Raw genomic sequence first — 24688 nt, 5'->3', positions numbered from 1 at the left:
GGAAAAATGCTTATAATGGCCAGCGTTTTTTCCGCTTTCTCAAGCGCGGGTCGACCCTTGCTTACCTTGAATGCCCTGACGCCTAATTCATTCTTTACCCTGGATGTCCAAAAGCCTTGATTCGTCTGCTGAAATTTTTCGGGTGGTCCATCGTCGCCGTTTTCTGCGGACTGCTCCTCGGTCTGAGCGGCGCTTTTCTTTACCTTAGTCCGGGATTGCCATCCGTGGAGGCGCTGAGAAGCATTCAGTTGCAGATTCCTTTGCGGGTCTACAGCAGCGACGGCAAATTGATCGCCGAGTTTGGCGAAATGCGCCGCACACCGATCCGCTTCGCCGACATCCCACCGAATTTCATCAATGCGTTACTCAGTGCCGAAGACGACAACTTCGCCAATCACTATGGCGTCGACCCCAGCAGCCTGATGCGTGCCGCGAGCCAACTGGTCAAAAGCGGACACATTCAATCCGGCGGCAGCACCATCACCATGCAGGTGGCGAAGAACTTCTTCCTCACCAGCGAGCGTAGCTTCTCGCGCAAGACCACGGAAATCCTCCTGGCCCTGCAAATCGAGCGTCAGCTGACCAAGGACGAGATCCTTGAGCTCTACGTGAACAAGATCTATCTGGGCAACCGCGCCTACGGCATCGAGGCGGCGGCGCAGGTGTATTACGGCAAGTCGATCCGCGACGTCAGCCTGGCGCAGATGGCGATGATCGCCGGCCTGCCGAAAGCCCCTTCGCGCTTCAACCCGCTGGCCAACCCGGCGCGCAGCAAAGAACGTCGCGACTGGATCCTGGGCCGCATGTACAAGCTCGGGAAAATTGACGAAGCGGCGTATCAGGCCGCGATCAACGAGCCGCTGAACGCCAGCTATCACGTGCCGACGCCGGAAGTGAACGCGCCGTACATCGCCGAAATGGCCCGTGCCGAAATGGTCGGTCGTTATGGTAGCGATGCCTACACCGAAGGTTTCCGCGTCACCACCACCGTGCCGAGTAACCTTCAGGAAATGGCCAACACCGCCGTCCATGAAGGCTTGATCACCTACGACCAGCGTCACGGCTATCGCGGCCCTGAATCCCGCCTGCCAGGCAAGACGCCTGCTGCCTGGGCCACGGAACTGACCAAACAGCGCACCATCAGCGGCCTGGAACCAGCCATCGTCACTCTGATCGAGAAAAACGGCGTGCAGGTCCTGACCCGCAACGGCGAAGAACATGTCAGCTGGGACAGCATGAAATGGGCGCGCCCGTTCCTGAACACCAACAGCATGGGCCCGGCACCGAAGCAGCCATCGGACGTCGCCCAGGTCGGTGACCTGATTCGCGTACAGCGCCAAGCGGACAACGCCCTGAAGTTCAGCCAGATTCCGGTCGCCCAAAGCGCACTGGTTTCGCTGGACCCGCAAAACGGCGCCATCCGCGCGCTGGTCGGCGGCTTCGCGTTCGAGCAGAGCAACTACAACCGCGCCATGCAGGCCAAGCGCCAACCGGGCTCGAGCTTCAAGCCATTCGTCTACAGCGCTGCGCTGGATAACGGCTACACCCCGGCAACGCTGGTCAACGACGCCCCGATCGTGTTCGTCGACGAGTACCTGGACAAAGTCTGGCGTCCGAAGAACGACACCAACACCTTCCTCGGCCCGATCCGCATGCGTGAAGCGCTCTACAAGTCGCGCAACCTGGTATCGATCCGTCTGCTCCAGGCGCTGGGCGTCGATCGCACCATCGACTACATCAGCAAGTTCGGTTTCAACAAGCAGGACCTGCCGCGCAACCTGTCGCTGGCCCTGGGCACCGCAACGCTGACGCCAATGGAAATCGCCACCGGCTGGAGCACCTTTGCCAACGGCGGCTACAAGATCACCCCGTACATCATCGACAAGATCGAAAGCCGCAACGGTGACACGCTGTTCGTCGCCAACCCGCCAAGCGTGCCGAAAGGCGATATCGCCAGCAACGGGATTGCAGCGCCGGTGAGCAACACCTTTACGGTCAACCCGACGCCAGGTGAAGCCCCGGCAGCGCAAACCACCGTACAAGCACCGGCCGTCGCAGAACGGATCATCGACGGGCGCACCACCTTCATCCTCAACAGCATGCTCGAAGACGTGATCAAGCTCGGTACCGGACGTCGCGCCCTGTCCATGGGCCGCAGCGACATCGCAGGCAAGACCGGGACCACCAACGAATCCAAGGATGCCTGGTTCTCGGGCTACAACGCCGATTACGTGACCACGGTCTGGACCGGTTTCGACCAACCGGAAAGCCTCGGCAAGCGCGAGTTCGGCGGCACCGTGGCGCTGCCGATCTGGATGAACTACATGAGCGCCGCGCTCAAAGGCAAACCACCACATACCCAGGCCGAGCCGGAAGGCATCCTCAGCCTGCGGGTTGACCCGATCAGCGGCCGCGCAGCCACCCCAAGCACGCCTGGCGCCTACTTCGAGCTGTTCAAGTCCGAAGACTCCCCGCCATCGATCAACGAACTGGGCAACGGCAATGCACCGGGCAGCCCACTGCCCGCGGACGAAGCGGCGCCGATCGACCTGTTCTGATCGCGCAGCCCCAACAAAAAGCCCCACTCTTCGTTTGAAGGCGGGGCTTTTTAGTTTCTGGAGGTGGCAGCTGTACGCGGATTGACAGACCGGGAATCAAGGGACCCGGCACACCCGAAGGTGTCCCACGCACAGCCGCCATGACACGATACCCCAGACGAAAAAATCGCCTGAAACAGGTCTTGGGCACTGGTGCGCCTTGATTTACACGGACGGTCAAATCCGGTCGCTGAATTGGCAGCGACGATCAAAGGCTAGAGGCCACGCTTCCGAGAGGCAACCTTAAAGACTTGTCAGAGATTTCTACGTTGCCCGTGATGCTGTCATCAAGTTCCGACCTCATCCTACGGGCATTACACAAATGATCGTTCCCACGCTCCGCTTCAGCTCGTGAAGCGGAACGCGGAGCGTCCCTGGCGGCATTCCTTTGCTGCGCGTGGGAACGATCAGCTTCTGAAGCCGCACACGCCCCAACCACTCAGGCCGGCCGGTAGGCCGCCGTGCTTTGCTGTTGATCTTGATCCACCCGCCCCTATCGGGAGGCCGAGCGCAGGTGTTCATCAGGGGGTGGGCGCGCAGCGCCGTACGGCGCAGCCGGACACATCGAGAGGAGGTCGTCGCGAAGCAGACCGTAGGCGATGCCCCCTGATGGACACCGGAGTGAGGGGACGCCGAGCCTAGGCGAGGTGCCGTACGCTTGGGGCGAAGCCTTTTGCTTACTTTTCGGCGTCTGGAAAAGTGAGTCGCCGTCAGGGCGAAACCCTAAGCGGCCGTTACCGCAGGAATGGATATGTACACCTGCGAGAGGTTGGTCGGCTGTTAGGCCGCCATCGCGGGCAAGCCCGGCTCCCACAATGGATCGATGTACACCTGCAAGAGATAGGCTGGCTGTCAGGCCGCCATCGCGAGCAAGCTCGGCTCCCACAGTAGAACTGTGTACATCTGTAGGAGACTGGTCGGCTGTCAGGCCGCCATCGCGGGCAAGCCCGGCTCCCACAATGGATTGGTGTACACCTGCGAGAGATTGGTCGGCTGTCAGGCCGCCTTCGCGAGCAAGCTCAGCTCCTACAGGTTTGGTTGGGGTACATCTGCGAAAGACAGATACAAAAAAGCCCCGACTCACAAGAGCCGGGGCTTTCTGTTGAAGCGCTACAACGGCTTAGCCGTTGAACACGTCATCCACGCTTTTCAGCGGGTAGTTCTTCGGATACGGCAGAGTCGCCACACCCGTCTCGATTGCAGCCTTGGCCACAGCATCCGAGATCACAGTGATCAAACGCGCATCCATTGGCTTCGGAATGATGTACTCACGACCGAACTCCAGCTTGATGCCACCGTAAGCGTCACACACTTCCTGAGGCACTGGCAGCTTGGCCAATTCACGCAGAGCGTTGGCCGCAGCCACTTTCATTTCTTCGTTGATGCGCTTGGCGCGAACGTCCAGAGCACCACGGAAAATGAACGGGAAGCCCAGTACGTTGTTCACCTGGTTCGGGTAGTCCGAACGGCCGGTCGCCATGATCACGTCGTTACGGGTGGCGTGAGCCAGTTCCGGGGCGATTTCCGGATCAGGGTTCGAGCACGCGAACACGATCGGGTTGGCCGCCATCAGCATCAGGTTTTCAGCGCTCAGCAGGTTCGGGCCGGACAGGCCAACGAACACGTCTGCGCCTTTCAGGGCGTCAGTCAGCGTGCGCTTGTCGGTCGCGTGAGCGAAGACAGCCTTGTACTGGTTCAGGTCGTCACGCTCGGAGTGGATCACGCCGGTACGGTCAACCATGAAGATGTTTTCGATCTTGGCGCCCATGCTCACCAGCAACTTCATGCAGGAGATAGCGGCAGCGCCAGCGCCCAGGCAGACGATCTTGGCTTCCGGCAGGGTTTTGCCAGCGATTTCCAGGGCGTTGATCATGCCCGCAGCGGTCACGATCGCGGTGCCGTGCTGGTCATCGTGGAACACCGGAATGTCGCACTGTTCGATCAGCGCGCGTTCGATCTCAAAGCACTCGGGTGCCTTGATGTCTTCCAGGTTGATGCCACCGAAGGTGATGGAGATACGCTTGACGGTGTCGATGAAGGCTTGCGGGCTTTCGGAGTCGACTTCGATGTCGAACACGTCGATACCGGCGAAGCGCTTGAACAGCACGCCTTTACCTTCCATCACCGGCTTGGAAGCCAATGGGCCAAGGTTACCCAGGCCGAGAATCGCGGTGCCATCGGAAATGACTGCAACCAGGTTGCCCTTGCCGGTGTATTTGTAGGCCAGTTCAGGATCGCGGGCGATTTCGCGTACTGGTTCGGCTACGCCGGGGCTGTAGGCCAGCGACAGATCGCGGGCGGTAGCGGTGGCCTTGGTGAGCTCGACACTCAGCTTACCTGGACGAGGATGGGCGTGATATTCGAGAGCGGCAGTTTTCAAATCAGACATGTGGGCATTCCGCTTTTACTGTTGAACGACGGACCGCCGAGGATACTCGCGTCGCAAAGTCCCCACAAGACTGACCGGTCACCCCTGTCAAGCGCCCTACCCTACGACTTTGGGCCAAGAGCCACGGAACACAAGGGCTCAACTGTTCACAATCGACATAAAAAATGTCGACAATTTCTTTTTACGGCACTGCTTGCAGCATGGCCGGATGGGTCAGTGGCAACAACCAGCGCGCCTCACCGGAATCCAGACCACCACGCCGTGAGCGATCGATCACCCAGCCACGCGCCTCGATCTGCTTGCCATTGAGCCGCTCCAGAGCCGCCAGATCGAATTGGCCGAGCTGATTGGGTGCAATGCGCAATACAACCGAATCCTGTAACTCGATCCAAATTCCGCCGCGATTGCGCTGAACCTTGCTCACACGCCCACTGAGCACGGCAAAACCCGATTGGTTGATCTGTTCCGCTTTCAGTACAGGTGACTGCCGCCATAACCCCCGCCTGGCCTGCCGCGCAGTGTGTTCGGCGGCCTGTTGGCAACTGACAAAATCGACGTTCGGCGCCACTGCCACCAGGTAACCAAGCCCCTCGGCAAGCATCTGCACTTCGAGATTGTCACCGTTGGCGCTGTAAAGATGGGCCAGGGTGCGCCCGTAACGATCCTTGCCCTCTTGTCCCGCCAGCAAACCCAACCGTCCGTCGCTTGCGGCCACCAACGTTTCCAGACGCTTGCGTGCAGCCGCAGCGAAAGGTTCGTCGGAGCGACCTTTCTTGCCCAGTTCCGGGGTATTCAAACCGATCATGCGCACACTGCGGCCGTCGCGCAGGCGCACCGTGTCGCCATCCACCACGCGCTGCACGCTGACAGCTTCCAGCTGACTCGTGGGCGCAGGACAGAGGGCCTGGGCGCTGGAGAGCCAAATCGCGGACATAAAAAAGGCGCCCGCTAGGGGCGCCTTTTTCATCAGTCTGGAGAAGTCTAATCGACTTTCCAACATGATCAGTCTTAGGCTTTTTTGCCAAAAGCACCGAAACGATCGGCGAACTTCTGTACACGGCCGCCAGTATCCAGAGTCTTCTGCTTACCGGTGTAGAACGGGTGGCACTCGTTGCATACGTCGATCGCCAGAGGCTTGGCCAGGTTCGAACGAGTTTCGAACTTGTTGCCACAGCTGCAGGTAACTGCGGTGATTTCGTATGTTGGATGGATATCGGCTTTCATGGTGTCTTCCTCGGGCTAGCGTGCCGCCACTCAACACTATTGTTGAATACCGCACGTAATTAGGCCGCGGATTCTACCAGACCTTTGCGATCACGCAAGCTGTCCAAAGTGCCCTCCATCAGAAAAGACTGTTCGATTCTGGCGAGTGAACACTTTCCTAATAGAGGACACTAATCCAGTCGTCTGCTAGGCTCCGGCCCTTCTTTACCTCCTGCTCAATGAGATCCCCCCGCGTGCCCGACGCCATTTTGCGCCTCGCCCTGCCTTCGCCCCTGCGCCGCCTGTTCGACTACCGTGCCCCGGCGGGAGTCCTGCGCGCGCATTTGTACCCGGGCATGCGGTTGCGGGTGCCGTTCGGCCGCCGCGAGATGATCGGGATCCTGGTGGAAGTCACCAGCCACAGCGAAGTCCCGGCCGACAAACTCAAACCGGCACTGGCGCTGCTCGACGCTACGCCACCGCTACCGGCAGCACTGTTCAAGTTGTGCCTGTGGACGTCCCAGTATTATCAGCACAGCCTCGGCGACACCTTGAGTTGGGCGCTGCCGGTACTGTTACGCCAGGGTGAACTGGCCGAAGCGCGCCAGGAGCGCTTCTGGTCGATCACCCCGGGCGCGAAACTGGATGATCCGCGTATCGCCCGCGCGCCACGTCAGCGTGAGGCCTTGGCGACGCTGGCCCAGCACCCGCATGGCGTTGCCCATCAGTTGCTGAGCAAGTTGATGTTGAGCAAGGACAGCCTCGACCTGCTGCTGGCCAAAGAACTGGTGCAGGTGGATATCCGCAAACACGCACCCGGCGAACGTCACGAACACTGGCTGGCGCAACCGGAGCTGCCGCTGAACCCGGAGCAGCGCGCCGCGTATGAAGCGATCCGCGCAGGTTTCGACAGTTTTCATGCGTTCCTGCTGGCCGGGGTCACTGGCAGCGGCAAGACCGAAGTCTATTTGCAGCTGATCCGCGAAACCCTTGAGGCCGGCAAGCAGGCGCTGGTGCTGATCCCCGAAATCAACCTCGGGCCGCAAACCCTGGCGCGCTTCGAACAGCGCTTCAATGCGCGTATTGCCCTCGTGCATTCGGCCGTCAATGACCGCGAACGGCTGGAATCCTGGCTCGCGGCCCGGGATGGCGAGGCCGACATTATTATCGGCACCCGCTCGGCGCTGTTCACACCGATGAAAAACCCCGGGCTGATCATCATCGATGAAGAGCACGATGGCTCTTATAAACAGCAGGAAGGTTTGCGCTATCACGCCCGCGACCTGGCATTGGTCCGAGCGCGGCAGGAAAACATCCCGATTGTCCTCGGCTCGGCGACGCCGTCACTGGAAAGCCTGCACAACGCCTACACCGGTCGTTACGGACTGCTGCGCCTGAACGAGCGCGCCGGCGGGGCGAAACAACCCCGTTTCCTGCGGCTGGACGTCAAAAGTCGCCCGCTGGACAGCGGCATTTCCGGGCCGATGCAGCAGGCGATCGGCCAGACCCTCGCCGCTGGCCAGCAAGTATTGGTCTTTCTCAACCGTCGCGGTTTTGCGCCCACCCTGCTCTGTCACGACTGCGGCTGGATGTCCGAGTGTCAGCGCTGCGATGCGCGAATGACCGTACACCAGCGTTCCGGCGAGCTGCGTTGCCACCATTGCGGCTACGTCGAGCGTGTCCCTCGGCACTGCCCGAAATGCGGCAAGGTCGATTTGCGCCCCGTGGGTGCCGGCACCGAACGCGCTGAAGAGCGTTTGGGCATTCTGTTCCCGGACTACCCGGTATTGCGGGTCGACCGCGACAGCACCTCGCGTAAAGATGCGATGAATCAGCTGTTCGCGACCATTCAGAAAGGTCAGCCGTGCATTCTGGTGGGCACGCAGATGCTCGCCAAAGGGCATCACTTTCCACGGGTGACGCTGGTGTCGATTCTCGATGCCGACGGCGGACTGTTCTCCGGTGATTTCCGCGCCAGCGAGCGCATGGCTCAGTTGATCGTGCAGGTGGCGGGACGTGCCGGTCGCGCCGAAGAGCCGGGCAAAGTGATCATCCAGACTCACCTGGCTGACCACCCGTTGTTGGTACAACTGACCGAGCAAGGTTATTTCGCCTTTGCCGAGCAGGCCTTGAGCGAACGTCGTTCCGCCGGGCTGCCACCCTTCGCGCACCTAGCGCTATTGCGGGCCGAAGCGCACAAACCGGGGCAGGCCGAAAGTTTCCTCGATGAAGCCTGCAGCGCGGCGGAGCAATTGTTGGATGAACACACCCTGACCGGCATCGAATTGCTCGGGCCGGTGCCGGCGCCGATGGAGCGTCGGGCCGGGCGTTATCGTGCGCAATTATTGTTGCAAGCCACGGCACGGGCGCCGCTGCACCGACTGCTGAGCGCCTGGTTGCTGGCGCTGGAACAGATGCCGAGCGGGCGGGCGGTGCGCTGGTCTTTGGATGTCGATCCGGTTGATTTGTATTGAGTCAACTATGTGGCGAGGGAGCTTGCTCCCGCTCGGCTGTGCAACAGTCGCAAACAAGTCACCCCTCCCAGCAGACAGAATGCAGCACCCGATTTCAGGGCCGCTCCGCGCCCCAGCGGGAGCAAGCTCCCTCGCCACAAGGTAATCAATCACCGTAAGTCCGCAATGAACCTACAATGGTTGGCAAGCCCGACTTCGCAACGGATAATGCCCAGTTTTTCCACCTGCGCATTGATGCGCCGCCGCTCTGCGGTTGAAAGAGAAGACCATGAAAGACACCATTCGCCAGTTGATCCAGCAAGCCCTCACCCAACTCGTTACCGACGGTGTGTTGCCTGAAGGCCTGACGCCGGCGATTCAGGTGGAGAACTCCCGTGACAAGACTCACGGCGACTTCGCCAGCAACATCGCCATGATGCTGGCTAAACCGGCCGGCATGAAACCGCGCGATCTGGCGGAAAAAATCATCGCTGCGCTGCCGGTTGACGAAAACGTCAGCAAAACCGAAATCGCCGGTCCGGGCTTCCTCAACTTCTTCCAGAACACCCAGGCCCTGGCCTCGCGCCTGGACGCAGCCCTGGCCGACGCCCACATCGGCGTGCGCAAGGCAGGTCCCGTGCAGCGCACTGTGGTCGACTTGTCGGCGCCGAACCTGGCCAAAGAGATGCACGTCGGTCACTTGCGTTCGACCATCATCGGCGACGGCGTGGCGCGCGTACTGGAGTTCCTCGGCGATACAGTGATCCGTCAGAACCACGTCGGCGACTGGGGCACCCAGTTCGGCATGCTGATGGCGTACCTGCAAGAAAACCCGATCACCAGCGACGAGCTGTCGGACCTGGAAAACTTCTACCGCGCCGCCAAGCAGCGCTTCGACGAATCCGCAGAATTCGCCGACCGCGCCCGTGGCCTGGTGGTCAAGCTGCAAGCCGGTGACCCGGACTGCCTGGCGCTGTGGACCAAGTTCAAAGACATTTCCCTGTCCCACTGCCAGAAAATCTACGAACAGCTGAACGTCAAACTGACCATGGCCGACGTGATGGGCGAAAGTGCCTACAACGACGACCTGATCAACGTGGTCAACGACCTCAAGGCCAAAGGCATGCTGGTCGAGAGCAACGGCGCCCAGTGCGTGTTCCTCGACGAATTCAAGAATGCCGATGGCGACCCGCTGCCGGTAATCATCGTCAAGGCTGACGGCGGCTACCTCTACGCCACCACTGACCTGGCGGCCGTGCGCTACCGTAACGGCGTGCTGAAAGCCGATCGAGTGCTGTACTTCGTCGACCAACGTCAGGCCCTGCACTTCCAGCAAGTATTCGAAGTGGCTCGCCTGGCCGGTTTCGTGACCCATCCGATGGAAATGGAGCACATGGGCTTCGGCACCATGAACGGCGCCGATGGCCGTCCGTTCAAGACCCGTGATGGCGGCACCGTGAAGCTGATCGACCTGCTGAACGAAGCCAAGGAACGCGCCTACACGCTGGTGAAGGAAAAGAACCCCGAGCTTGCCGAAGCCGACCTGCGCAACATCGCCAAAGTCGTGGGCATTGGCGCGGTGAAATACGCCGACCTGTCCAAGCACCGCACCAGCGACTACAGCTTCAACTTCGACCTGATGCTGAACTTCGAAGGCAACACCGCGCCGTACCTGCTGTACGCCTACACTCGTGTGGCCGGCGTGTTCCGCAAACTCGGCAAGGACTTCAGCGAAGTCGAAGGGCAGATCGTCCTCGAGGCCACTCACGAACACGAACTGGCCGCCAAGCTGGCACAGTTCGGTGAAGTGCTGAACAACGTCGCCGAAAAAGGTACGCCGCACATCCTCTGCACCTACCTGTACGATGTTGCCGGCCTGTTCTCCAGCTTCTACGAGAACTGCCCGATCCTCAGCGCCGAAACTCCGGCACAAATGCAAAGCCGCTTGCGCCTCGCCGCATTGACCGGTCGCACCCTCAAGCAAGGCCTGGAACTCTTGGGTCTGGAAACTCTGGAGCGTATGTAAGTTGGCTGCCAAGAAAAAACCAGCACCAAAGCGTGGCGCCAGCCGTTACCAAGCTCCTGCAAAAAAGCCGATTCCGGGATGGCTGTGGATGGCCATCGGCCTGACCGTGGGCGCCTTCATCGTGTTCTTGATGAAGCTGGAGCCGGGTAAAGGCAGCGAAAGCGTCAAGCGCGAGAAGGTCGAACAACAGAAAGCCAGCAAGATCGCCGAGGCCAACAAGACCCCGCCGAGCCCGACGCAACCGGTGAAGCCGAAATACGACTTCTACACCTTGCTGCCGGAATCGGAGGTCATCGTGCCGCCGGATGCCGTGCCGGAGAAAACCCTGCCGACGCCGCAGACTGCCCCCGTTGCACCGGTAACCCCGGCAGAAGCGGCGAAGATCGACACCGCGCGTGCGCAGGCAGCCCTGAGCGGCGTTACCCCGCCGCCAGCGCCACCCGTGGCGAAAGCGGCGCCGGTGACCAAGTTCTTCCTGCAGGCTGGCTCGTTCCGCAAGGAAGCCGACGCCGACAAGGTTCGTGCGCAGATCATTCTGCTCGGCCAGGCAGTTTCGGTGGAGTCCGGCACGGTGAAGGACGAGACCTGGTACCGCGTGCTGGTCGGCCCGTTCAGCAACCGCGAACAGCTGACCACCGCCCAGAAACAACTGGCTGGCAGCGGTTTCAGCAACCTGTTGTTACAACAACGCCAAAGCCGCTGACTTCTGATGATTGCTCCCCCATTTGCGGGAGCAATCTGCTTTTGTGGCGAGGGGGCTTGCCCCCGTTCGGTTGCCAAGCGACCGTAAATCGCTATCCCGGCTCGACCTGAAACGGCGTGGTGGCTGATTACCGGGCCGCTTCGCGCCCCAACGGGGGCAAGCCCCCTCGCCACACGCTTGATGTACACCGCTCATCCCCTCCTGCGCCCCGCAGTTGAAAAACGCCTCACCACCCCCATATGAGTTGGGATAAGGCATTTTCGCCCCGCTGCGTGGAGACTCTTCCCTTGACCACCATCGTTTCAGTTCGCCGCCACGGCAAAGTCGTCATGGGCGGCGACGGCCAGGTTTCTCTCGGCAATACCGTGATGAAAGGCAACGCGAAGAAAGTTCGCCGCCTGTACCACGGTCAGGTCATCGCCGGGTTTGCTGGCGCCACCGCTGACGCCTTTACCCTTTTCGAACGTTTCGAAGGCCAGCTTGAAAAGCACCAGGGCCACCTGGTTCGCGCCGCCGTCGAACTCGCCAAAGAATGGCGCACCGACCGCTCCCTCAGCCGCCTCGAAGCGATGCTTGCAGTCGCCAACAAAGACGCCTCTCTGATCATCACCGGTAACGGCGATGTGGTCGAACCCGAAGAAGGCCTGATCGCCATGGGTTCCGGCGGCGGTTACGCTCAGGCCGCGGCCAGCGCCCTGCTGAAGAAAACCGATCTGTCGGCCCGTGAAATCGTCGAAACCGCTCTGGGCATCGCCGGCGACATCTGTGTTTTCACCAACCACAACTTCACCATTGAGGAGCAGGATCTCAGCGAATAAGCCTGTTTCGGCCATCACGCCACGGCATTCATTTTTGCTTGAGGACCACCCATTACCATGCCAATGACTCCCCGCGAAATCGTCCATGAACTCAGTCGCCATATCATCGGCCAGGACGATGCCAAGCGCGCCGTCGCCATCGCCCTGCGTAACCGCTGGCGCCGGATGCAACTGCCTGAAGAGCTGCGCGTTGAAGTAACACCCAAGAACATTTTGATGATCGGCCCGACCGGTGTCGGTAAAACCGAAATCGCCCGTCGCCTGGCCAAACTCGCCAATGCGCCATTCATCAAGGTTGAAGCGACCAAGTTCACCGAGGTCGGCTATGTCGGCCGTGACGTCGAGTCGATCATTCGTGACCTCGCCGATGCAGCGATCAAGTTGCTGCGCGAACAGGAAATGACCAAGGTTCGCCATCGCGCCGAAGATGCCGCCGAAGAGCGCATCCTCGATGCACTGCTGCCACCGGCACGCATGGGCTTCAGCAACGAAGACTCCGCGCCGGCCCAGGATTCCAACACCCGCCAGCTGTTCCGCAAGCGCCTGCGCGAAGGTCAGCTGGATGACAAGGAGATTGAAATCGAAGTCGCCGAAGTGTCCGGCGTCGATATCTCCGCGCCACCGGGCATGGAAGAAATGACCAACCAGTTGCAAAGCCTGTTCGCCAACATGGGCAAGGGCGCGCGCAAGAGCCGCAAGCTCAAGGTCAAGGAAGCGCTGAGACTGGTGCGCGACGAAGAAGCCAGCCGCCTGGTCAATGATGAAGAACTCAAGGCCAAGGCGCTGGAAGCGGTCGAACAGCATGGCATCGTGTTCATCGACGAAATCGACAAGGTCGCCAAGCGCGGCAATACCGGCGGCGTCGACGTATCCCGCGAAGGCGTACAGCGCGACCTGCTGCCGCTGATCGAAGGCTGCACGGTCAACACCAAACTGGGCATGGTCAAGACCGACCACATCCTGTTCATCGCTTCCGGTGCGTTCCACCTGAGCAAGCCAAGCGATCTGGTGCCCGAGCTGCAAGGCCGCCTGCCGATCCGCGTCGAACTCAAGGCCCTCACACCGGAAGACTTCGAGCGCATCCTCAGCGAGCCGCATGCCTCGCTCACCGAGCAGTATTGCGCCCTGCTGAAAACCGAAGGCGTGACGATCGAGTTCCAGCCGGACGGCATCAAACGCGTGGCGGAGATCGCCTGGCAGGTCAACGAGAAGACCGAGAACATCGGTGCCCGTCGCCTGCACACCCTGCTTGAGCGTCTGCTCGAAGAGGTGTCGTTCAGCGCCAGCGATCTGGCCAGCACCCACAGCGAAGAGCCGATCCGCATCGACGCTGACTACGTCAACAGCCACCTCGGCGAATTGGCGCAGAACGAAGACCTGTCCCGTTATATCCTGTAGGTCACATTCTGTGTGAGCGGGCCCCTGTGGCGAGGGAGCTTGCTCCCGCTGGGTCGCGAAGCGACCCCAAAATCAGCGAATGCGGTCTGTCAGGCAGACCCCATTCGCCGGTTTACGACTGCTGCGCCCGAGCGCGGACCGGCCGAGCGGGAGCAAGCTCCCTCGCCACAGGATCACCCGCCGACACAGGGCCTTCATATAGACGGACGACCGGCCCCATGACGACTCCACTCCCCACCGCCATCAAACTGCACAAAGCCTCGAAAACCCTGGAGCTGCAATACGCGCCCGATGAGGTCTATCACCTGAGCGCAGAATTCTTGCGCGTGCACTCTCCTTCCGCCGAGGTCCAGGGCCACGGCAAACCCATCCTTCAATTTGGCAAGATCGGCGTAGGCCTGACCAAGGTAGAACCGGCCGGTCAGTACGCACTGAAATTGACCTTCGATGACGGCCACGACAGCGGTCTGTTCACCTGGGAATATCTCTATCAGTTGGCGCGACGATATGACGCACTCTGGGACGATTATCTTGCCGAGCTCAAAGCCGCCGGAAAGACCCGCGATCCAAACGAGTCTGTCGTCAAGCTGATGCTCTAGCTCAAGGCCCGCGCTCTTTAGAGGGCATTTTCTAATTTCATCTGTTTGAATGCTGGGCTGCGGTGCCGAGGATCGGCCTGCTTGCGAAAAAAATTAAACTCGGGTAACCAATGGATCTGGCAAGTTCTGTGCAGCGCGCCTCCTGAATGAAAAAGTCAGCGATGTACAACTAACGGTCACCCGAGCGTGTACCCGGCATTTGCTGTGTGACTACACAGCAGGACTCAGGTACTCGCCTCAGGACAATGGAGCGTCGTAGATGAGTAACAAGAATAACGATGACCTGAAACTTCAAGCCTCGGAAAATACCCTGGGGCTTAATCCGGTCATCGGCTTGCGTCGAAAGGATCTGCTTACCTCTGCCCGCATGGTGCTGACCCAGGCCATCAAACAACCCATCCACAGCGTCAAGCATGTCGCGCATTTTGGCATTGAGCTAAAGAACGTGATGCTCGGTAGATCCGAGCTGCAACCGGAAAGCGATGACCGTCGTTTCAACGATCCGGCGTGGAGTCAGAACCCGCTCTACAGACGTTATCTGCAAACCTACCTGGCGTGGCGCAAGGAACTCCACGACTGGATTGGCGAAAGCAATCTGTCCACCCAGGACATCAGCCGCGCACACTTCGTGATCAACCTGATGACCGAGGCCATGGCCCCGACCAACAGCGCAGCCAACCCTGCTGCCGTCAAACGCTTCTTCGAAACCGGCGGCAAAAGCCTGCTCGATGGCCTCTCGCACCTGGCCAAGGATCTGGTGCACAACGGCGGCATGCCGAGCCAGGTCAACATGGGCGCCTTCGAAGTCGGCAAGAGCCTGGGCACCACCGAAGGCGCGGTGGTTTTCCGCAACGATGTACTGGAGCTGATCCAGTACCGGCCAATCACTGAACAAGTGCACGAACGCCCACTGCTGGTGGTGCCACCACAGATCAACAAGTTCTACGTTTTCGACCTGAGCCCGGACAAAAGCCTGGCGCGCTTCTGCCTGCGCAACAATGTGCAGACCTTCATCGTCAGCTGGCGCAACCCGACCAAGGCCCAACGCGAATGGGGCCTGTCGACCTACATCGAAGCACTCAAGGAAGCGGTCGATGTGGTTACCGCGATCACCGGCAGCAAAGACGTGAACATGCTCGGCGCCTGTTCCGGCGGCATCACCTGCACCGCGCTGCTGGGCCACTACGCGGCGATTGGCGAGAAGAAGGTCAACGCCCTGACGCTGCTGGTCAGCGTCCTCGACACCACCCTTGATTCCCAGGTCGCGCTATTCGTCGACGAACAAACCCTGGAAGCCGCCAAGCGTCATTCCTATCAGGCCGGTGTGCTTGAAGGTCGCGACATGGCCAAGGTCTTCGCCTGGATGCGCCCCAACGACCTGATCTGGAACTACTGGGTCAACAACTACCTGCTGGGCAACGAGCCGCCGGTCTTCGACATTCTGTTCTGGAACAACGACACCACCCGCCTGCCGGCGGCGTTCCACGGCGACCTGATCGAACTGTTCAAAAACAACCCACTGATCCGTCCTGATGCACTGGAAGTGTGCGGTACGCCGATCGACCTCAAGCAGGTCACGGCAGACGTCTACTCCCTGGCGGGCACCAACGACCACATCACACCGTGGAAGTCGTGCTACAAATCGGCGCAGCTGTTCGGTGGCAAAGTCGAATTCGTGTTGTCCAGCAGCGGCCATATCCAGAGCATCCTGAACCCGCCGGGCAACCCGAAATCCCGTTACATGACCAGCTCCGACATGCCGGTCCATGCCAACGACTGGCTGGAAAACTCAACCAAGCACACTGACTCCTGGTGGCTGCACTGGCAGGCCTGGCAGGCCGAGCGTTCGGGCAAGCTGAAAAAAGCCCCGACCGTGCTCGGCAACAAGACCTATGCGGCAGGTGAGGCATCACCGGGGACTTATGTGCATGAACGTTAACTGACCACAAACCTGCAGAAGCCGAGCCTGCTCGCGATGGCGACCTCAAGAACGCCATCGCCGGCAAGCCGTGCTCCTACAGGGATAACGATCCACCCACAGGGCTTGAAGCATGCCGCAACCGTTCATATTTCGTACTGTCGACCTGGATGGTCAAACCATCCGCACCGCGGTACGCCCCGGCAAGCCTCACTTGACGCCCCTGCTGATTTTCAACGGCATCGGCGCCAACCTTGAGCTGGTGTTTCCGTTCGTCCAGGCGCTCGACCCGGACCTGGAAGTGATCGCCTTCGATGTCCCCGGTGTCGGCGGTTCATCGACGCCTACCCACCCTTACCGCTTTCCCGGACTGGCCAAGCTGACCGCTCGGATGCTCGACTACCTCGATTACGGGCAAGTCAACGTGGTCGGTGTTTCCTGGGGCGGGGCACTCGCCCAACAGTTCGCTTTCGACTACCCCGAGCGCTGCAAGAAACTGGTGTTGGCGGCGACGGCGGCGGGCATGGTGATGGTGCCGGGCAAACCGAAAGTGCTGTGGATGATGGCCAGCCCCAGACGCTACATCCAGCCATCCCACGTGATTCGCATTGCGCCGCTGATTTATGGCGGTTCGTTCCGTCGTGATCCGAACCTCGCGGCGGAGCACGCCAGCAAAGTGCGTTCGGCGGGCAAGCTTGGCTACTACTGGCAGCTGTTCGCGGGCCTGGGCTGGACCAGTATTCACTGGCTGCACAAAATCAATCAGCCGACCCTGGTGCTGGCCGGTGACGATGACCCGCTCATTCCGCTGATCAATATGCGGGTACTCGCCTGGCGTATTCCCAATGCCCAGCTACACATAATCGACGACGGCCATTTATTCCTGATCACTCGGGCTGAAGCCGTCGCTCCGATCATCATGAAATTTCTCCAGGAAGAACGCCAACGGGCGGTGATGCATCCGCACCCGGGGTCGTTCGGCGGCACATAACGTACTGCGTATGTCGACAGGCGTGTCGAAAGCCGCAAGGGAGGTCCGAAGCGACTATGGTGTCTATTCGGAATTGATGTACTTGTTGATGGCTTGACGAAGGAGTGTTGACTCATGCGAGACAAAAAAGCGCCGGGCGCCTTTCCTCCACCCGCCGCATTCATCAATGCCCAGAGTGCGATCACCGGTCTGCGCGGCCGGGATCTGTTCTCGACTCTGCGCAGTGTCGCCGCTCACGGCTTGCGTCACCCGGTACAGAGTGCCAAGCACGCACTGGCGTTGGGTGGCCAGCTGGGCCGGGTACTACTGGGCGAGACCCTGCATCAGCCCAACCCTTCGGACAACCGCTTTGCCGACCCGAGCTGGGCCCTCAATCCGTTTTACCGACGCGGCCTTCAGGCTTACCTGAGCTGGCAGAAGCAGATCAAAAAATGGATCGATGAAAGCGGTATGCCCGCCGATGACCGTGCACGTGCGCACTTTGCCTTTACCCTGCTCAACGACGCCGTCTCGCCGTCCAACACTTTGCTCAACCCGCTGGCGATCAAGGAGCTGTTCAACACCGGCGGCCAAAGTCTGGTGCGTGGCCTCAGCCATCTGTTCGACGATCTGATGCACAACAATTGCCTGCCCAGCCAGGTGACCAAGCACGCCTTCGAAGTCGGCAAAACGGTAGCCACCACCACCGGTGCCGTGGTGTTTCGCAACGAACTGCTGGAGCTGATGCAGTACAAGCCGATGAGCGAAAAGCAGTACGCAAGGCCGCTGCTGGTGGTACCGCCGCAGATCAACAAGTACTACATTTTCGACTTGAGCCCGCACAACAGCTTCGTCCAGTTCGCGTTGAAGAACGGCCTGCAGGTGTTCATGGTCAGCTGGCGCAACCCGGATGTCCGTCATCGCGAATGGGGTCTGTCGAGTTACGTCGAGGCCGTGGAAGAAGCGCTGAACGTCTGCCGGGCGATCAGCGGCAGCCGCGAGGTCAACCTGATGGGCGCCTGCGCCGGCGGCCTGACCATCGCCGCCCTGCAAGGACATCTGCAAGCCAAGCGGCAATTGCGTCGGGTCTCGAGCGCGACCTATCTGGTGAGCCTGCTCGACAGTGAACTGGAAAGCCCGGCAACCCTGTTTGCCGACGAACAAACCCTCGAAGCAGCCAAGCGTCGCTCCTACCAGAAAGGCGTGCTCGAAGGTCGCGACATGGCCAAGGTATTCGCCTGGATGCGCCCCAACGACCTGATCTGGAACTACTGGGTCAACAACTACCTGCTGGGCAAAGAGCCGCCTGCCTTCGACATTCTCTACTGGAACAACGACAACACCCGCCTGCCAGCCGCTTTTCATGGCGACCTGCTGGACTTCTTCAAGCACAACCCGCTGACCCATCCTGGCGGACTGGAGGTCTGCGGCACGCCGATCGACTTGCAGAAGGTCAACGTCGACAGCTTCAGCGTCGCCGGGATCAACGATCACATCACCCCTTGGGATGCGGTGTACCGCTCGACACTGCTGCTGGGCGGTGAGCGGCGCTTCGTGCTGTCCAACAGCGGCCACGTGCAGAGCATTCTCAACCCACCGAGCAACCCCAAGGCCAACTATGTCGAGAGCCCGAAACTGAGCAGCGATCCACGCGCCTGGTACTACGACGCCAAACACGTCGACGGCAGTTGGTGGAACCAGTGGCTGAGCTGGATTCAGGAACGTTCCGGCACTCAGCGCGAAACGCTGATGGCCCTTGGCAACCAGAACTATCCACCGATGGAGGCGGCGCCAGGCACCTACGTGCGCGTACGCTGAACTCTCCCCGCGCCACGGCCGGAAGTGTCGGCCGTGGCCTGACGAATCACTAAGAAGACTGGATGAAAACCCGCGACCGGATTCTTGAATGTGCCCTGCAGTTGTTCAACCAAAAGGGCGAGCCCAATGTCTCTACCATGGAAGTTGCCAATGAGCTGGGGATCAGCCCCGGCAACCTCTACTACCACTTTCACGGCAAGGAGCCGCTGATTCTCGGGTTGTTCGAGCGCTTCCAGAGCGAATTGACGCCCTTGCTCGATCCGCCGTCGGACGTGCAACTGGCACCGGAGGATTACTGGCTGTTCCTGCACCTGATCGTCGAACGCCTGGCGCACTACCGCTTCCTGTTCCAGGACCTGTCGAACCTGGCCGGACGTTTGCCGAAACTGGCCAAGGGCATCCGTAATCTGCTCAATGCCCTCAAGCGCACATTGGCCTCGTTACTGGCGCAGCTGAAGGCTCAGGGGCAACTGGTCAGCGATACCCAGGCACTCGGGCAACTGGTGGAACAGATCACCATGACCTTGCTGTTTTCCCTGGACTATCAACGGATTCTCGATCGCGAAGGCGAAGTGCGAGTGGTGGTCTACCAGATCATGATGCTGGTGGCGCCGCATCTGCCGCCGTCAGCGAAACTCGCAACCGAGCAGTTGGCGTTGCAGTATCTGGAAGAACACGACTGAAGGAGCAACACCGAGCCTGTAGCGGCTGACGAAGCCTGCGTTCGAGTGCGCAGCAGTCGCAATCCGGATAGCACAACCTACCTGATAAAACCGGGTGACCGATTTACGACGACTTCGTCGCCGAACGCAGCCTTCGGCAGCTGCTACACCGGTTGGCGAACCACTCAGTTTTTGCGGCACAAACAAAAACGCCCGACCTTCGCAGGCCGGGCGTTTTTGCGTGCCCTGGGTTAATCAGGACTGACTGGTTGGCGCCGATGGGGTTGGCGCTACAGTCGGGGTCACAGCAGGGGTTGGCGCCGCGGCGGAGTTCGCCGGGCTGACCGGTGCTGCCGGTTTGGCGGCAGCCACTGCCGGTTTCGCTGCGGCCACTTTCGGGGCTGCAGGCTTTTTGGCTACTGGCTTCTTCGCAGCAGCAGGCTTGGCGGCGGCTTTGGCAACTGCCGGTTTGGCTGCTGGCTTGGCCGCTGCAGGTTTGGCTGCCGCGGTTTTAGCTGCCGGCTTGGCTGGCGCTTTAGCCGCTGGTTTGGCAGCCGTTTTTGCGGCAGCTTTGACCAGGGGTTTGGCGGCAGTTTTAGCGGCCGGTTTGGCTGCTGCCGTTTTAGCGGCAACAGGCGCAACCTTGGCACCGGTGAGTTTTTCAATTTGCTTGGTCAGGGTATCGACCTTGCTGTGCAGCGCTTTGACTTCATTGCGGCTTGGCACGCCAAGACGCGAAATCGCGCTGTTCAGACGCTTGTCGAAAGCCCCTTCCAGTTCATCCCACTTGCCCAGCGCACGATCTTTGACACCACTGATACGCGACTTGGCCGACTGAGCGGAGTCTTTGGCAGCGTCGACAGTTTTGCCGACAGCGCTCTTGGTGAGCTTCTCGGCTTTCTCGCCATCTTTGACCAATGACTCGAAGAGTTTGCTGCCGTCAGTGTCGATCTTCGAGTACACGCCTAAACCAGCAAGCCAGATTTTGCGGGAGTAGTCTTCGACTTTCCCAATCCACGAGCTGCCTTCTTTCTCGGTGTTCTTTTTGCCAGCCATCCCGTTCTCCTTAATGTTTACGCGCGACGCGTTCGAGCAATGCCGTCAGCTCATCGAGCTTAGCAGAGAGTGTCTCAACGTCATGTTTAGACGGAATGCCGATACGATTCAAGGCACTTGCGACACGCGTGTCGAAAGCCTTCTCGACTTTGTCGAGCTGAACTTCGACTTTGCCTTTGAAGGTACTGACTTCACTCTTGGCTTCATCAATCTCGGCGTTGGCCGCTTCAAGCTTCTCGGCAACGACTTTTTTGCCTTTCTTTTCAACAGTTTGACCAGCCTTGATCAACTCCTGAAAGTACTCACTGCCTTCCTGACCGACCTTGGTGTAGGCACCCAGGCCTGCCAGCCAGATCTTGCGGGCATAGGATTTCACTTCGTTCAACGCAGTCGGCTGAACGTCAGTTTTTTTCTTCAAAGTAACTTTGGCCATGGTGCACCTCACGCGCAGAAGGTTTGAGGAACTGCCCGTCAAGCGTCGGGCTCAGGCACAACGTAGTGAGAAAAATTAGAAACAGCACCCTAACAACCGCAACAATTGAGTGGTGCCTCAAACCTGTAGGAGCAAAGATTGCTCGCGATGAACGATAACGTGGCGTGCCTGGTATACCGACTCGCGGGCAAGCCTTGCTCCTACAAAAACAAGGGCGATCAGACCAGTGCTTTATCGAGGGCTCTTTCGATTTCCGACTTGATGGTGCCGCTCATGGCTGACATCAACAGGCCGAGTTCGACATCGACCCTGATCGAGGTGTCGCCCACATACACCGCGCCTTTTACTCCGGAACGCTTGAGGTTCAGGGTGTCGCCCGACCACTGAGGTTCCAGGCCATATTGCGCCGCCAGTTTTTCCGCCAGTTTGTCCGCCTTCTCGCGGGCTGCTTCCTTACCCAGGCCGTGGGTACGCTCAACACTAATATGGGCCACTGAATGACTCCTGTTTTATCGGGACTTGCCTCACGCATTCTGACCCCTGCTGCGTCAAAACGTCCGGGCGGTTGCCTATCTTACCTTCAGCCTTGCCAAGACAAAGCATGCCTGCGGGATTAGAATGTCGCGCATTCTCTTTTGGTGACAGCGATATGACTGATCAGCGCAAAGGCAGCGATGCCGAACCCACCACTCACTTCGGCTTCAAAAACGTTCCGGAAAGCCAGAAAGCGGAAAAAGTCGCTGAGGTTTTCCACTCGGTAGCCGCCAAATACGACCTGATGAACGACCTCCTGTCGGGCGGCATGCATCGTTTGTGGAAGCGTTTCGCGATCGAACTGTCGGGCGTTCGCACCGGCAACCGCGTGCTGGACATCGCCGGTGGCACCGGCGACCTGACCAGAAAGTTCTCGCACCTCGTCGGTCCGACCGGCCAGGTCGTGCTCGCCGACATCAACGAATCCATGCTCAAGGTCGGTCGTGACCGCCTGCTGGATCTGGGCGTGGCCGGCAACGTCGAGTTCGTTCAGGCCGACGCTGAAAAGCTGCCGTTCCCGGACAACCACTTCGACTGTGTGACCATCGCGTTCGGCCTGCGCAACGTCACCCACAAGGAAGACGCCCTGCGCTCCATGCTGCGGGTGCTCAAACCGGGCGGGCGCTTGCTGGTGCTGGAATTCTCCAAACCGACCAACGCACTGATGTCCAAAGCCTACGACGCCTACTCGTTCGCCTTCATGCCGTTGATGGGCAAGCTGATCACCAATGACTCGGAAAGCTATCGCTACCTGGCCGAATCGATCCGCATGCACCCGAACCAGGAAACCCTGAAGTCGATGATGGTTGAAGCCGGTTTCGACCGCGTGACCTACCACAACATGACCGCAGGCATCGTCGCCCTGCACCGCGGCATCAAACCCTGATGTTGCTCGCCGGCCTGCTCGCCAGCGTCGAACTCGGCCTCAACCGGGTGTTGCGGCTCGACAGCACGGCGCTGCCGCGCCTGGCGCATTTGAGCGGCAAGGTGATTGCCGTCGATTGCCGCAGCCCGGCGTTGCAGATGTTCATTGTGCCCAGCGACGAAGGCCTGATGCTGGCAGCACACTGGGCCGCGGACGCCGACTGCACCTTGCGCGCACCGGCGGCAAGCCTGCTCAAGCTGGCCCTGAGCAAGGACAAGACGGCGGTCCTGCATGCTCCTGAAGTTGAACTCGACGGCGACAGCGGCGTGCTGCTGGAACTCGCGGCAGTCCTTCAGGACCTGGAGCTGGACTGGGAATACGAACTCTCGCGCTGGCTGGGCCCGGTCGCCACGCAACTGCTGGGCGGTCACTTGCGCAGCCGCGCACGCTGGTATCAGCAAGGTTTCGCCAGCCTGAACCAGAATCTTGCCGACTACCTCGCCGAAGAATCGCGGGCCCTCGTCGGCCAGCGCGAAGCCGAAGCGCGGTTTAGTGAACTGGACCAGATCAAACTTGATCTGGAACGTCTTGAGGCGCGCTTCGAGCGTCTTTCCCGATCCCTTGATTCAAGCGATAACGCATGAAGCTGCTTGCCGTCCGCCGTTTGTTGCGCATCCAGCGCGTCGTGATCCGCTACCGCCTCGATGACCTGCTGTTCGCCCTGCCACTGCCGTGGTTCCTGCTGGGGCTGCGTTATGCGCTGCCATGGCGCTGGTTTCCGCGTAAAACCCTGGACTTGAGCCGGGGCGCGCGCCTGCGGCTGGCCTTGCAGGACCTGGGACCGATTTTCATCAAGTTCGGACAGATTCTTTCGACCCGCCGCGACCTGCTGCCCGAAGACATCGCCGATGAGCTGATGCTGTTGCAGGACCGCGTGCCGCCGTTTGACTCGCAGGTAGCGGTCAAGCTGATCGAAGAACAGCTGGGCAAGAAAATCAGCGATGTGTTCAGCCGATTCGACATCGAGCCACTGGCTTCGGCTTCGGTGGCGCAAGTTCATGCGGCGCAGTTGAAGAGCGGCGAAGAAGTGGTGGTCAAGGTCATACGCCCGGGCCTCAAACCGGTGATCGCGCAAGACCTGGCCTGGCTGTTCATCCTCGCCCGTGCAGCGGAAAAACTCTCCGCCGACGCCCGCCTGCTGCACCCGGTGGAGGTGGTCAGCGACTACGAAAAGACCATCTTCGACGAACTCGACCTGTTGCGCGAAGCGGCTAATGCCAGCCAACTGAGGCGCAACTTCGACGGCTCGCCGTTGTTGTACGTGCCGCAAGTCTACTGGGACTGGTGCCGACCAAAAGTGTTGGTGATGGAGCGCATCTACGGGATTCAGGTCACGGACCTGGCGACCCTCGCCGACCAGCGCACCGACATGAAAATGCTCGCCGAACGTGGCGTGGAGATCTTCTTCACCCAGGTGTTCCGCGACAGCTTCTTCCACGCCGACATGCACCCCGGCAACATCTTCGTCAGCACCGTGCAGCCGTGGAGCCCGCAGTACATTGCGATCGACTGCGGGATCGTTGGCAGCCTGACGCCTGAAGACCAGGACTATCTGGCACGCAACCTGTTCGCCTTCTTCAAGCGCGACTATCGCCGGGTCGCCCAACTGCACATCGATTCGGGCTGGGTGCCGGCGGAAACCAAACTCAACGAATTCGAAGCGGCAATCCGTACGGTCTGCGAGCCGATCTTCGAAAAACCGCTAAAGGATATTTCCTTCGGCCAGGTGCTGATGCGCCTGTTCCAGACGGCGCGGCGCTTCAACATGGAAGTGCAGCCACAACTGGTTCTCTTGCAGAAAACCCTGCTCAACATTGAAGGCCTGGGCCGTCAGCTGTACCCGGAACTGGACCTGTGGAACACCGCCCAGCCGTTCCTCGAACGCTGGATGCGCGAGCGCGTCAGCCCGAAAACCTTGCTCGGCAACCTGCACAACCAGGTCGAGCAACTGCCGCACCTGGCCAACATGACCCGTGACCTGCTCGAACGCATGTCGCAGCCGCACGTCGTTAACTCGCCAGCGGCCTGGCATCGCCGCTCGGACGACTGGTTCCTGCGCCTGCTCGGCACCGCGCATCTGGCGGGTGGCGCGATCCTGCTGGCCGGCGGCCCTCTGGACGGACTGGGCCATTGGCCCGGCGCGATCATGGTGGCCGTGGGCTTGTATCTGATCGTTCGACGATAGC

The 24688-nt window shown here is 60.1% G+C and carries 20 protein-coding genes; 14 read left to right on the top strand and 6 right to left on the bottom strand.

All coding sequences use genetic code 11. The features are described from left to right. The first annotated feature begins 119 nt into the window (after nt 1-119). Nucleotides 120-2558 (top strand): penicillin-binding protein 1A, encoded by a 2439-nt coding sequence (locus AC1RJ3_RS00595; RefSeq protein WP_493077303.1) that lies wholly within the window; start codon nt 120-122, stop codon nt 2556-2558. Nucleotides 2559-3717: 1159 nt separating this feature from the next. On the opposite strand, the gene AC1RJ3_RS00590 is transcribed toward AC1RJ3_RS00595, so the two are convergent. The 3 genes from AC1RJ3_RS00590 to rpmE all read right to left on the bottom strand — a co-directional run bounded on the left by AC1RJ3_RS00590 (nt 3718) and on the right by rpmE (nt 6210). After that, the gene (locus tag AC1RJ3_RS00590; protein ID WP_054595225.1) at nt 3718-4986 is read right to left on the bottom strand and encodes a malic enzyme-like NAD(P)-binding protein; all 1269 of its coding nucleotides are present in this window, start codon (nt 4984-4986) and stop codon (nt 3718-3720) included. A 181-nt stretch (nt 4987-5167) separates the two neighbouring features. Continuing rightward, nucleotides 5168-5986, bottom strand: coding sequence for a thermonuclease family protein (locus AC1RJ3_RS00585; protein ID WP_493076947.1), 819 nt, complete (start codon nt 5984-5986; stop codon nt 5168-5170). Nucleotides 5987-5994: 8 nt separating this feature from the next. Next, nucleotides 5995-6210 (bottom strand): 50S ribosomal protein L31, encoded by a 216-nt coding sequence (gene rpmE, locus AC1RJ3_RS00580; protein ID WP_054595223.1) that lies wholly within the window; start codon nt 6208-6210, stop codon nt 5995-5997. Between the two features lie 233 nt (nt 6211-6443). On the opposite strand from rpmE, the gene AC1RJ3_RS00575 reads away from it, so the two are divergent. From AC1RJ3_RS00575 to AC1RJ3_RS00530, 10 genes are all read left to right on the top strand, one after another. Then, entirely contained in the window at nt 6444-8663 is a 2220-nt protein-coding gene (locus AC1RJ3_RS00575) for a primosomal protein N' (protein ID WP_493076945.1), read from the top strand. A 268-nt stretch (nt 8664-8931) separates the two neighbouring features. After that, nucleotides 8932-10668 (top strand): arginine--tRNA ligase, encoded by a 1737-nt coding sequence (gene argS / locus AC1RJ3_RS00570; RefSeq protein WP_493076943.1) that lies wholly within the window; start codon nt 8932-8934, stop codon nt 10666-10668. Nucleotide 10669: 1 nt separating this feature from the next. Next, complete coding sequence (locus AC1RJ3_RS00565) at nt 10670-11371, top strand: SPOR domain-containing protein (RefSeq protein WP_054595220.1); 702 nt, start codon at nt 10670-10672, stop codon at nt 11369-11371. 287 nt (nt 11372-11658) lie between these two features. Further along, nucleotides 11659-12189, top strand: coding sequence for an ATP-dependent protease subunit HslV (gene hslV / locus AC1RJ3_RS00560; RefSeq protein ID WP_054595219.1), 531 nt, complete (start codon nt 11659-11661; stop codon nt 12187-12189). 57 nt (nt 12190-12246) lie between these two features. Beyond that, on the top strand, nt 12247-13587 hold the full coding sequence (gene hslU, locus AC1RJ3_RS00555; protein ID WP_054595218.1) for an ATP-dependent protease ATPase subunit HslU: 1341 nt from the start codon (nt 12247-12249) through the stop codon (nt 13585-13587). Nucleotides 13588-13805: 218 nt separating this feature from the next. Further along, nucleotides 13806-14186 (top strand): gamma-butyrobetaine hydroxylase family protein, encoded by a 381-nt coding sequence (locus AC1RJ3_RS00550; RefSeq protein WP_493076940.1) that lies wholly within the window; start codon nt 13806-13808, stop codon nt 14184-14186. Between the two features lie 259 nt (nt 14187-14445). Further along, nucleotides 14446-16125, top strand: a complete 1680-nt coding sequence (gene phaC, locus AC1RJ3_RS00545; protein ID WP_347928670.1) for a class II poly(R)-hydroxyalkanoic acid synthase — start codon at nt 14446-14448, stop codon at nt 16123-16125. A gap of 112 nt (nt 16126-16237) precedes the next feature. Beyond that, a complete protein-coding gene (gene phaZ, locus AC1RJ3_RS00540; RefSeq protein WP_054595215.1) occupies nt 16238-17095 on the top strand; it encodes a poly(3-hydroxyalkanoate) depolymerase in 858 nt (285 codons plus the stop codon). Between the two features lie 114 nt (nt 17096-17209). Next, nucleotides 17210-18892, top strand: a complete 1683-nt coding sequence (phaC, locus tag AC1RJ3_RS00535; RefSeq protein ID WP_493076937.1) for a class II poly(R)-hydroxyalkanoic acid synthase — start codon at nt 17210-17212, stop codon at nt 18890-18892. Nucleotides 18893-18954: 62 nt separating this feature from the next. Beyond that, nucleotides 18955-19575 carry a TetR/AcrR family transcriptional regulator gene (locus AC1RJ3_RS00530; protein WP_145016640.1) on the top strand — a complete coding sequence of 207 codons (621 nt, stop codon included), beginning with the start codon at nt 18955-18957 and terminating at the stop codon, nt 19573-19575. A gap of 234 nt (nt 19576-19809) precedes the next feature. On the opposite strand, the gene AC1RJ3_RS00525 is transcribed toward AC1RJ3_RS00530, so the two are convergent. From AC1RJ3_RS00525 to AC1RJ3_RS00515, 3 genes are all read right to left on the bottom strand, one after another. After that, the gene (locus AC1RJ3_RS00525) at nt 19810-20610 is read right to left on the bottom strand and encodes a phasin family protein (protein ID WP_054595212.1); all 801 of its coding nucleotides are present in this window, start codon (nt 20608-20610) and stop codon (nt 19810-19812) included. Nucleotides 20611-20620: 10 nt separating this feature from the next. Further along, entirely contained in the window at nt 20621-21043 is a 423-nt protein-coding gene (locus tag AC1RJ3_RS00520; RefSeq protein WP_054595211.1) for a phasin family protein, read from the bottom strand. 218 nt (nt 21044-21261) lie between these two features. Next, a complete protein-coding gene (locus AC1RJ3_RS00515) occupies nt 21262-21537 on the bottom strand; it encodes a polyhydroxyalkanoic acid system family protein (protein ID WP_427529255.1) in 276 nt (91 codons plus the stop codon). 155 nt (nt 21538-21692) lie between these two features. On the opposite strand from AC1RJ3_RS00515, the gene ubiE reads away from it, so the two are divergent. From ubiE to ubiB, 3 genes are read left to right on the top strand one after another with little or no spacing between them, the layout of a single operon-like run. Continuing rightward, nucleotides 21693-22463 carry a bifunctional demethylmenaquinone methyltransferase/2-methoxy-6-polyprenyl-1,4-benzoquinol methylase UbiE gene (gene ubiE / locus AC1RJ3_RS00510; RefSeq protein ID WP_007989286.1) on the top strand — a complete coding sequence of 257 codons (771 nt, stop codon included), beginning with the start codon at nt 21693-21695 and terminating at the stop codon, nt 22461-22463. Beyond that, entirely contained in the window at nt 22463-23086 is a 624-nt protein-coding gene (locus AC1RJ3_RS00505) for a ubiquinone biosynthesis accessory factor UbiJ (RefSeq protein WP_216742883.1), read from the top strand. Before ubiE ends, AC1RJ3_RS00505 begins: the two co-directional genes overlap by 1 nt. Further along, nucleotides 23083-24687, top strand: a complete 1605-nt coding sequence (ubiB, locus tag AC1RJ3_RS00500; RefSeq protein ID WP_054595208.1) for a ubiquinone biosynthesis regulatory protein kinase UbiB — start codon at nt 23083-23085, stop codon at nt 24685-24687. Before AC1RJ3_RS00505 ends, ubiB begins: the two co-directional genes overlap by 4 nt. Nucleotide 24688 lies beyond the last annotated feature (1 nt).

It is taken from the genome of Pseudomonas sp. GW822-FHT04C11, from assembly GCF_058800905.1.
The sequence above is the reverse complement of the archived record's forward strand: the minus strand, read 5'-3'. Positions and strand labels throughout refer to the sequence as shown.